8 protein-coding genes are annotated in these 7,657 nt (G+C 69.9%); 1 reads left to right on the forward strand and 7 read right to left on the reverse strand.

Going from position 1 to position 7,657, the window contains the following annotated elements; translation table 11 throughout:
• Nucleotides 1-158: 158 nt before the first annotated feature.
• From G6024_RS10185 to G6024_RS10210, 6 genes are read right to left on the reverse strand one after another with little or no spacing between them, the layout of a single operon-like run.
• Complete coding sequence (locus G6024_RS10185) at nt 159-698, reverse strand: hypothetical protein (RefSeq protein WP_159148630.1); 540 nt, start codon at nt 696-698, stop codon at nt 159-161.
• Nucleotides 699-737: 39 nt separating this feature from the next.
• Nucleotides 738-1,754: a cation diffusion facilitator family transporter gene (locus G6024_RS10190; RefSeq protein WP_313313464.1), complete on the reverse strand. Its 1,017-nt coding sequence runs from the start codon at nt 1,752-1,754 to the stop codon at nt 738-740.
• Nucleotides 1,751-2,290, reverse strand: a complete 540-nt coding sequence (locus tag G6024_RS10195) for a transporter substrate-binding domain-containing protein (protein ID WP_227022248.1) — start codon at nt 2,288-2,290, stop codon at nt 1,751-1,753. The genes G6024_RS10190 and G6024_RS10195 overlap by 4 nt, the downstream gene beginning before the upstream one ends.
• 23 nt (nt 2,291-2,313) lie before the next feature.
• Nucleotides 2,314-3,204, reverse strand: coding sequence for an NAD(P)H-hydrate dehydratase (locus G6024_RS10200; protein ID WP_119192923.1), 891 nt, complete (start codon nt 3,202-3,204; stop codon nt 2,314-2,316).
• Nucleotides 3,201-4,025 (reverse strand): histidine phosphatase family protein, encoded by an 825-nt coding sequence (locus G6024_RS10205; protein ID WP_159148631.1) that lies wholly within the window; start codon nt 4,023-4,025, stop codon nt 3,201-3,203. The genes G6024_RS10200 and G6024_RS10205 overlap by 4 nt, the downstream gene beginning before the upstream one ends.
• Complete coding sequence (locus G6024_RS10210; protein WP_119192921.1) at nt 4,022-5,203, reverse strand: zinc-dependent alcohol dehydrogenase; 1,182 nt, start codon at nt 5,201-5,203, stop codon at nt 4,022-4,024. Before G6024_RS10210 ends, G6024_RS10205 begins: the two co-directional genes overlap by 4 nt.
• A 254-nt stretch (nt 5,204-5,457) precedes the next feature.
• On the opposite strand from G6024_RS10210, the gene G6024_RS16685 reads away from it, so the two are divergent.
• Nucleotides 5,458-6,360, forward strand: a complete 903-nt coding sequence (locus tag G6024_RS16685) for a hypothetical protein (RefSeq protein ID WP_235027853.1) — start codon at nt 5,458-5,460, stop codon at nt 6,358-6,360.
• A 29-nt stretch (nt 6,361-6,389) separates the two neighbouring features.
• Here G6024_RS16685 and G6024_RS10220 read toward each other — a convergent pair whose 3' ends face one another.
• The gene (locus G6024_RS10220) at nt 6,390-7,535 is read right to left on the reverse strand and encodes an alkaline phosphatase family protein (RefSeq protein ID WP_159148632.1); all 1,146 of its coding nucleotides are present in this window, start codon (nt 7,533-7,535) and stop codon (nt 6,390-6,392) included.
• Between the last annotated feature and the right edge of the window lie 122 nt (nt 7,536-7,657).

Consider the following 7,657-nt stretch of genomic DNA (forward strand, 5'->3'; position numbering starts at 1 on the left):
CCATCACGCAGGCCCAGGCGGAGCGCTACCGGGAGGCCCGGATCGGTGAGACCACCCTGTCCGGCGGGGCCCAGAAGCCGCTCAAGGACACCGACCACCCGGACGAGACGCTCACCCTGTAGTCGTCCCTGTCGCGCCCCGACCCCGCCGGCCGGGGGTCAGCGGTCCCCGAGCGCGAACCGCCGCCCCTCGGGCTGCGGGCCCGTCGCGAGGACGATCTCCTCGGCTCCCGCCTTCGCGGCCGCCGCGTCGGTGGTCTCCTTGGCGGCGGTGACCTCGTCGTCGTCGAAGTCTCTTCCGGTACGTCCCGCAGTGCCATCACCCGCGCCGCCTCCGGCAGGGTCCCCCTCGCCGGTGGCGCGGACCATCTCGCCGTCGCCGGGCAGGGGATCGACGGCCACGATCGTCCCCTCGTCCAGCAGGTCGATGATGGCCGTGCGCGCGGCCCGGGCGTAGCGCAGGTTCCGTAGGGCCGGGGTGTCGGAGTCGGGCGCGGACGGATCCACGTCGACCAGCCGCAGCGGCTCGCCCGATGGCGCCTCGTACGCCTCGCAGACGGATTCGACGAGCTCGTCGAGCGCCAGGCTGTCCCGCTCGCCGAGCTTGTCCACGATGATCATGCGGGCACGCTCCAGCGCCGGCGCCTCGGGCTCGGTCGCGGTGTCGATGGCGGTTCGGATGGTCTCGAGTGAGGTCATACCCCGAGCCTGCCAGCCCGGGCGACGACGTGCAGCCGGTCAGCAGGGCCGGTGGGCGTCGTGTACCTCCGACACCACCGTCACCACCACGTCCTCGATCTTCCAGCTCAGCTCCGCCAGCCTCCGGCGCACGTCCGCGAGCCGCTCGACGGTGATCTCCCGGCCGCGGGCCGGGACGAGGAACGCCTCGACGTGGAAGACGTGCCCCTCGTCGCGTACCCGCGCGCCGTGGTCATCCGCCCAGTCGACGCCCGCCAGCAGTTCGTCGATCCGGTACACGAGCGGGTGCGGGTCCGTGCCGTCGAACCGGGTGGGTCGCGCATCGGCGAGTCCCTCGATCGCCCCGCGCAGGTTTGACCACCCGTCCCGGACGATCGACGCACTCACCACGAGCGCCGCCACCGCGTCCGCCCACCACAGGCCGAGCGAGATGCCCAGCACACCGACGATGGTGGCCAGTCCGGTCTTCCAGTCGGCCCGGTTCATGTCGGCGTCGGCGTAGAGCACCTTGTCGTGCAGCGCCTCGGCGGGACCGGTCTTCATGCGACCGAGGATGAGCGGCCCGATGACGGACAACGCCATCACCGCGATCATCAGCCACCCGGACCAGATCACCTGCCCGCCGATCACCACGACCCCCATCGGCGGGCGTTCACGGGTCAGCAGAGCCGTTCCGGAGTCGACGACGAGGAACGCCCCCATCGCGAGCAACGCCACCCCCGCGACGAGGTGCCCGATCCCGACGGAGCGGTGCCTGCCGTAGGGGAAGCGGGCGGTCGGCGGCATGCGGGAGACCCGGATCGCCACGAGGAAAGCGATCGGCGGGAGCAGCGACAGCGAGTCCTCGATCCACGCGGCCTTCATCGCCTGCGACTGACCCGACACCGCGTACACCGCGGCGACGGTCACGGTCATCACCGCGAGGGTGGCCCACTCCAGGCGGATCGCCCGGCGCAGCGCTTCCCGCTGCTCGACGGGCAGGTCGTCGCGACCGAGCCCCGAGGCCATGCCCGCCACCGCGCGTTCGCCCCGGCCCCTGTCCCTCTCGTCGCTCACGATGCACCCCCGGCCTCGGCGAGGTAGGTCTCCAACGCCACCAGCAGTGCGTTCTCCCCGAGCGGAGTGGCCATCACCATCTTCTCGGTGTCCCCGTCCGGGGTGACCTCCTCGGCGTACGGCCTCGTCAGTGCGACCTCCTTCTCCCACGGCGAGTCGGAGGTCAGCCCACCCACGACCACATCGAGGTCACCGCGGGCCATCGCCATTGCCAGTTCGCTCTCCGCGCCCGGCGTCCACTCGACGTCCGCAGCGTGGGCTCCGGCGAAGCCGGTGACGAGGTCGACCTCCCGACCGGCGACGCGGCCGTCGTCGTATACCTCGGTCCACGGTGGGTTCTCCGACACGCCCACCCGGAGCACGCCGTCGGTGATGCGCGCGAGGCTGCCGTCGGTGTCCTTGGGTATGGGTCCGCCGCATGCGGCCGCGAGGGTGGTGACGGCGGAGGTGAGAACAACGGCGACGACGCTGCGGGCGGTCGTCGACACCGGGCTGCGGGACGGACGACGCACGACGAGATGGCTTCGGACCTGCACGATTCCCCTCCGCGTGGAGCAGTTCAGGACGAGAGTTCCACCAGGACGCCGGGGATCTCGGCCAGCAGTTCGCGGGCGAGGAAGCCGGTCGCACCGATCCGTGCGGACAATCGTTCCCCTGCCCGCCCGTGGCTGTGGGTCGCCCACGCGGCGGCCTGGGCGGGTTCGGCGCCCCGGGCGAGCAGCCCGCCGATGAGCCCGGCCTTGACGTCACCCGATCCCGAGATCCCCAGCCCGAACGAACCGGTCTCGTCCCGCCAGAGTCGGCCGTCCGGGGCGGCGATCCACGACGTCGAGGTGCCGGTCACCACCACGGCCCCCGCGCGCTCGGCCAGCGCCACGGCGTGTCCCGGGGTGTCGGCCTCCACGTCGTCCTCCGGCACGTCGAGGGTCCGGGCGAGCTCTTTGGGGTTGGGGCTGAGGACCGCGCGGCCGTCGAGGTGGGCGAGTCCGCCGGGGTTCTCGGTGACGTAGGCCATCCCCAGCGCGTCAAGCACGAGGGTGGTGTCCAGCCGGGGCACGACGTCCGAGAGCAAGTCCACCGCTGCGACCTTCTCGCAGATCCCGGGGCCGAGCACCACGGCGTCACACCCCTCGGCGAGCTCGACGATCGTGTCCGCCCCCGCGGCGGTGAGTTCACCGGCGTCGTCCTCGGGCAGACCGATCGACTTCGACTCGGGAATGTGGATCGCCAGCGACGACGACACCGACCCGGCGGTGGCGATCTGTAGTTTGCCGGCCCCGCACCGCAGCGTCGCCTCGGCGGCCAGCAGCACAGCGCCCGGGGTGGACCTGCTGCCACCGACGACCAGCACCCGCCCGCGGCCCTCCTTTCCACCACCGGGGGAGGGGAGCGCCCAGTCCCGCAGCGCATGGTGCGTGAGGACCGACTCGCTGCTCACCTCGCCGCTCATCTCGCCGCCTCCTCGTTCCCTGAAGGCGACTCTCGCGTGGTGGGCGCATGGCCGCGCTCCACGGCCGTCGTGTCGGCATAGCTATGCAGCTCGAGCCCCGCGCTGCCGGGGTGGTGCCCCACCGATTCGTGCCGCCCCGGGCGGTGCTGCCTCGGTGCGAGCTGCCGCTGGCGATAGATCGTCACCGAGCAGTTGGGCAGGGGGTCCTCGCGATCGACCCGGAGGACCTCCTCCTCGTCCAACTGCTCCAACGCGACCCGGAAACACATGATCACGGCCTGGTGGCTGAACACGCAGACCCGCTCGCCCGCGTACTGCTGCCGGAGGTCCGTCAGCAGGTACCGCACGCGTAGCAACACGTCGGTCCAGCTCTCACCACCCGGCGGGCGGTAGTAGAACTTGCCGATCCGGTCCCGCCGCTCCGCCTCCTCCGGGTACCGCTCCCGGATGCCCCGGCCGGTGAACCCGTCGAGGATCCCCAGGTCGCGCTCCCGAAGTCGCTCGTCGGTGAGCAGCCTGGTGCCACTCGCCCGACCGCCCGCCGCGCTGCCGCCGGCCGCCTCGAGCGCAGCCGTGGCCGTGTCCGCCGCACGGCGATAGGGCGAGGTGAGCCACACCGTCGGCAGGGCGTCCTCGGGTAATCCGCCGAGCCAGGTGCCCACTGCCCGAGCCTGTCCCACTCCCGACTCCGACAGCGGGGTGTCGGCATCACGGTGGTCCAGGTCGAGACGGTGGGCGCCGGCGGCACGGGCGTTGTCATTGGCGACGTTGCCCACGCTCTGACCGTGGCGGACCAGGAGGAGTCCGGCGAGTTCCGTCACGGCTCGAGGACCACCTTCACGGCGCCGTCCTCCTTCTTCTGGAACATCTCGTACGCGCGGGGCGCATCGGCCAGCGGGAGCCGGTGGGTGGCGAAGTCGTCGACGCCCAGCGGATCGTCGTCGGTGAGCAGCGGCATGATCTCCGGAACCCAGCGCTTGACGTTGGCCTGGCCCATCTTCAGGGTGATCTGCTTGTCGAACAACGTCAGCATCGGAATGGGATCGGCGGTGCCTCCGTACACTCCCGAGAGCGAGATGGCCCCACCGCGGCGCACGATGTCGATCGCCCCGTAGAACGCCCCGAGGCGGTCCACCCCTGCGTGCTCCATCATCTTCTTGCCGAAGAACTTCGGCATCAGCCCAACGGCGGCGTGCGCAGCGCTGGCGACCGGCGAGCCGTGCGCCTCCATACCCACCGCGTCGATCACGGAGTCGGGCCCGCGGCCGTCGGTCATGTCGCGGATCGCATCGCCGATCTCGCCGGGAACGTCGGTCGGATCGAGGACCTCCACCCCCCGGTGGGCCTGACGGGCCCGGCGCTCGGCCACCGGGTCCACACCGATCACACGGTGACCACGGTGGGCGGCGATCCGCGCGGCCATGTCCCCGATCGGCCCGAGGCCCAGAACGACGACCGTGCCGCCGTCGGGGATCTCGGCGTACTCGACGGCCTGCCACGCGGTGGGCAGGACGTCGGACAGGTAGAGGTAGCGGTCATCGGAGTGCTCGTGCGGCACCTTGATGTGGGTGTTCTGGGCCTGCGGGACGCGCAGGTACTCGGCCTGGCCGCCGGAGACGCTGCCGTACAACTCCGAATAGCCGAACAGCGCGGCGCCCATACCCTGGTCTCGGACCTGCGTGGTCTCACACTGGGTGTTCAGGCCCTTGTCGCACATGTAGCAGTGGCCGCAGGAGATCTGGAAGGGCATCACCACGCGGTCCCCGGGGTTTAGCCCGGTCACCTCGGCGCCGACCTCCTCGACGATTCCCATGGGCTCGTGACCGAGGATGTCGCCCTCGTTCATGAAAGGACCCAGCACCTCGTACAGGTGTAGATCCGATCCGCAGATGTTGGTGCTCGTGATCTTGACGATCGCGTCGGTGGGCTCCTGGATCTTCGGATCAGGAACGTCCTCGACGCGGACGTCGCGCTTGCCGTGCCAGGTGACTGCCTTCATGTGCGGGGCTCCTCTCTGGTCGTGCCATGCGCGTTCACGCATGCCTCCGACGGTAGTAACGGAGGGCAGCGTCCGCATCCGGTAACCGGGGGCCGCGGGTCGCAGGACGCTCAGGACAGCGCAGTGTGGTCGGGACATCATCGCGTTCGGGAGACCGTCGGCGAACCGGGGCTCTCGCTTCGCGATACCGGATAAAGTGATCGTCATTCAGATCGGATCGGTCGGTTACCCCGACCCCGTTGCTGGTGGTGACCATGAGTAGTCCGCCCAACGGACCCGGCTGGGGTAACGAGGGGTGGGGGCACGCCTCGTACGGAGAGCCTCCGCAGGATGCGCGTCGCTCTCCGGTGGTCTGGGCGCTCGGCGCGCTCATCGTCGTGTTGCTGATCGCCCTCGCAGGCACTGTCGGGTACCTGCTCGCGTCCGACGACGACCAGCCGGGCGCGGCTTTCGCACCCACGACGACCCCCTCCGAAGCGTGGACGACGAGGCAGGGCGCCCCCTCGGCCTCGACAGGGAACGGCACGCGCGCAGGAGTGGCGGGGGTGGGGCCGTGCGACCCGGACGAGATCGCGGCAGAAGCGGGTATCACCCGCCGGGATGTGAACATCGATCGGTGCCTGGGCGACTGGGCTCTCGCTCATGTGGACGTTCCGGCCGGCGAACCGGCCGGGGACACCCAGTACATCCTCGGTCGCGCCGACGGAACCTGGAGTCGCTATACCGGCATTCCTTCGGGGATCTGCTCGGATGATGCGGAGGGTGACGGGATGCCCGCCGAACTGGCCGCGTTCCTGAACGAGTGCCCGCGATCTGAGGGCGCGGCGGGGGATCTCGGCCTGGCCACACCGATGTCGAGGCCGGCCTGCGATGGCCGGGGAATCGTGGTCCTGTATTCGGCTGTCACGCCGGGGGCCTACTCGGAGGAGATCTCTTCCGCGCTGTCGAGGCACCCGGGGGCGTCCTACCTCCGTACCGACATGGCGTGCCCGTCCCTGCGTTCTCGCGATGAGGACGGCAATGTCATCTACGCGGTCTACCGGCCGTCGGGGTACACGCGTGGGGAATTGTGCAGCGATGTGCGAGCGGTGGGTCCGCCCGCGTACGGCCGGTGGCTGGACACCACGAGCGACCCGACCGAGCTCGTCACCTGCTGACCCGGAGGTCGGCCGGGTCGGGGACGGGGTCAACGAATGAGCAGCGGAATGTGTTGTTCATCAGTGGTGTTGGCCCCGTGGTGGCCGAGCAGGGATGACTCCATCTTCTCGAGCTGTGTACGCGCGAGAATCACCCCTCCGGCGGCGATGCCGATGACGTCGCCCAGACGATCGGCGTGGTCTCGGTCAGGTCCGAAGAGGTGCTCGTCGAGTGCCTGCTCACGACTGATCACCCGGGCTCGCCCGGCCAACTCTGACCGCCACGTGTCCAGGACATCGTCGGCCGATCCCGGTCGCGCGTAGACGTGGCGCACTCGGGGCTCGCCGGCAACGGTCTCGACGTCGGCGAGCAGCGTCGGCGCCGCGTCTATGTCGACAACGGTTTCAGCAGTGACCATCCCGTGGTCTGCCGTCAAGATGAGCTTGCAGTCGCGGGGCAGGTCAGTCGCGAGGTCCGCGACGCACCTGTCCACTGCGCGCAGGGACTGCAGCCACTCGGGAGACCCTGGCCCGTGGACATGGCCGATGAGATCGAGGTCGCCGAAGTAGGCGTAAGCGAACCGTCGAGCGCGAGATGGCTGACTGAAGGTGTCGAGTATTCCCTGGCGGACTTCGTCAAGGGTGCTCGCCGCCCGATAGTCGCCCCCCGCCCGGAACGCTGCGCGGGTCAGTCCCGACTCGCGGAAATCCTCTCGCATGACGTAGGTGACATCGACCCCGTCAGCGGCAAGCAGCTCTAGAATGCTCGGCTGTTGTTGAACCTGTCGGGGCGGGAAGCGATCCATCGCCGAGGGGCCGCTCGACGATTCGACCGTCCACCGCAATGGATTGAACGACGCTGGCGGACCGCCGGACTCGCCGGAGATCCGGAAGCTGTATCCCACGATGCCGTGTTTGGAACACGGGGCACCCACCGCGAGGCTGGTCAGGCTGGTCGCAGTTGTCGAGGGAAAACCTGCGGAAATCATGCGGCTGGTCATCGCGGCGAGGGTGGGGGCCTCCTCGGCGTGCTGGCGGATGAGCTCCGCACCAAGCCCGTCGATGAGTACGAGTACTGCGTCCCGAGCCGGCGGTAGGTGCAGGGGGTTGCGAAGGTCAAGCCCCAGGGCCGCAGCAACTGACGGCATGACGTCGGCCAGTGAACCGTCAGACGGGTTGGCGGGGATCGCGCTCATCTCCTCACCATCCCCCAAAGACCCGCTCGGAGTGGGGGAAATCCGTGCCCCCAGGAGGTTCGGTTCACTCGGTGCGGCCCTCGTGGTGTCAGAAGGGTGGTGGGTCGATGAGTTCGTCGAGG

Source organism: Dietzia maris (assembly GCF_014144855.1).
GTDB classification, from domain to species: Bacteria; Actinomycetota; Actinomycetes; order Mycobacteriales; family Mycobacteriaceae; genus Dietzia; species Dietzia kunjamensis.

What these genes read in the sequence shown, in the direction of transcription:
- G6024_RS10185 (WP_159148630.1), bottom strand. Translation starts at nt 698, where the DNA reads ATGACCTCACTCGAGACCATCCGAACCGCCATCGACACCGCGACCGAG.
- G6024_RS10200 (WP_119192923.1), bottom strand. Translation starts at nt 3,204, where the DNA reads ATGAGCGGCGAGGTGAGCAGCGAGTCGGTCCTCACGCACCATGCGCTG.
- G6024_RS10210 (WP_119192921.1), bottom strand. Translation starts at nt 5,203, where the DNA reads ATGAAGGCAGTCACCTGGCACGGCAAGCGCGACGTCCGCGTCGAGGAC.
- G6024_RS16685 (WP_235027853.1), top strand. Translation starts at nt 5,458, where the DNA reads ATGAGTAGTCCGCCCAACGGACCCGGCTGGGGTAACGAGGGGTGGGGG.
- G6024_RS10220 (WP_159148632.1), bottom strand. Translation starts at nt 7,535, where the DNA reads ATGAGCGCGATCCCCGCCAACCCGTCTGACGGTTCACTGGCCGACGTC.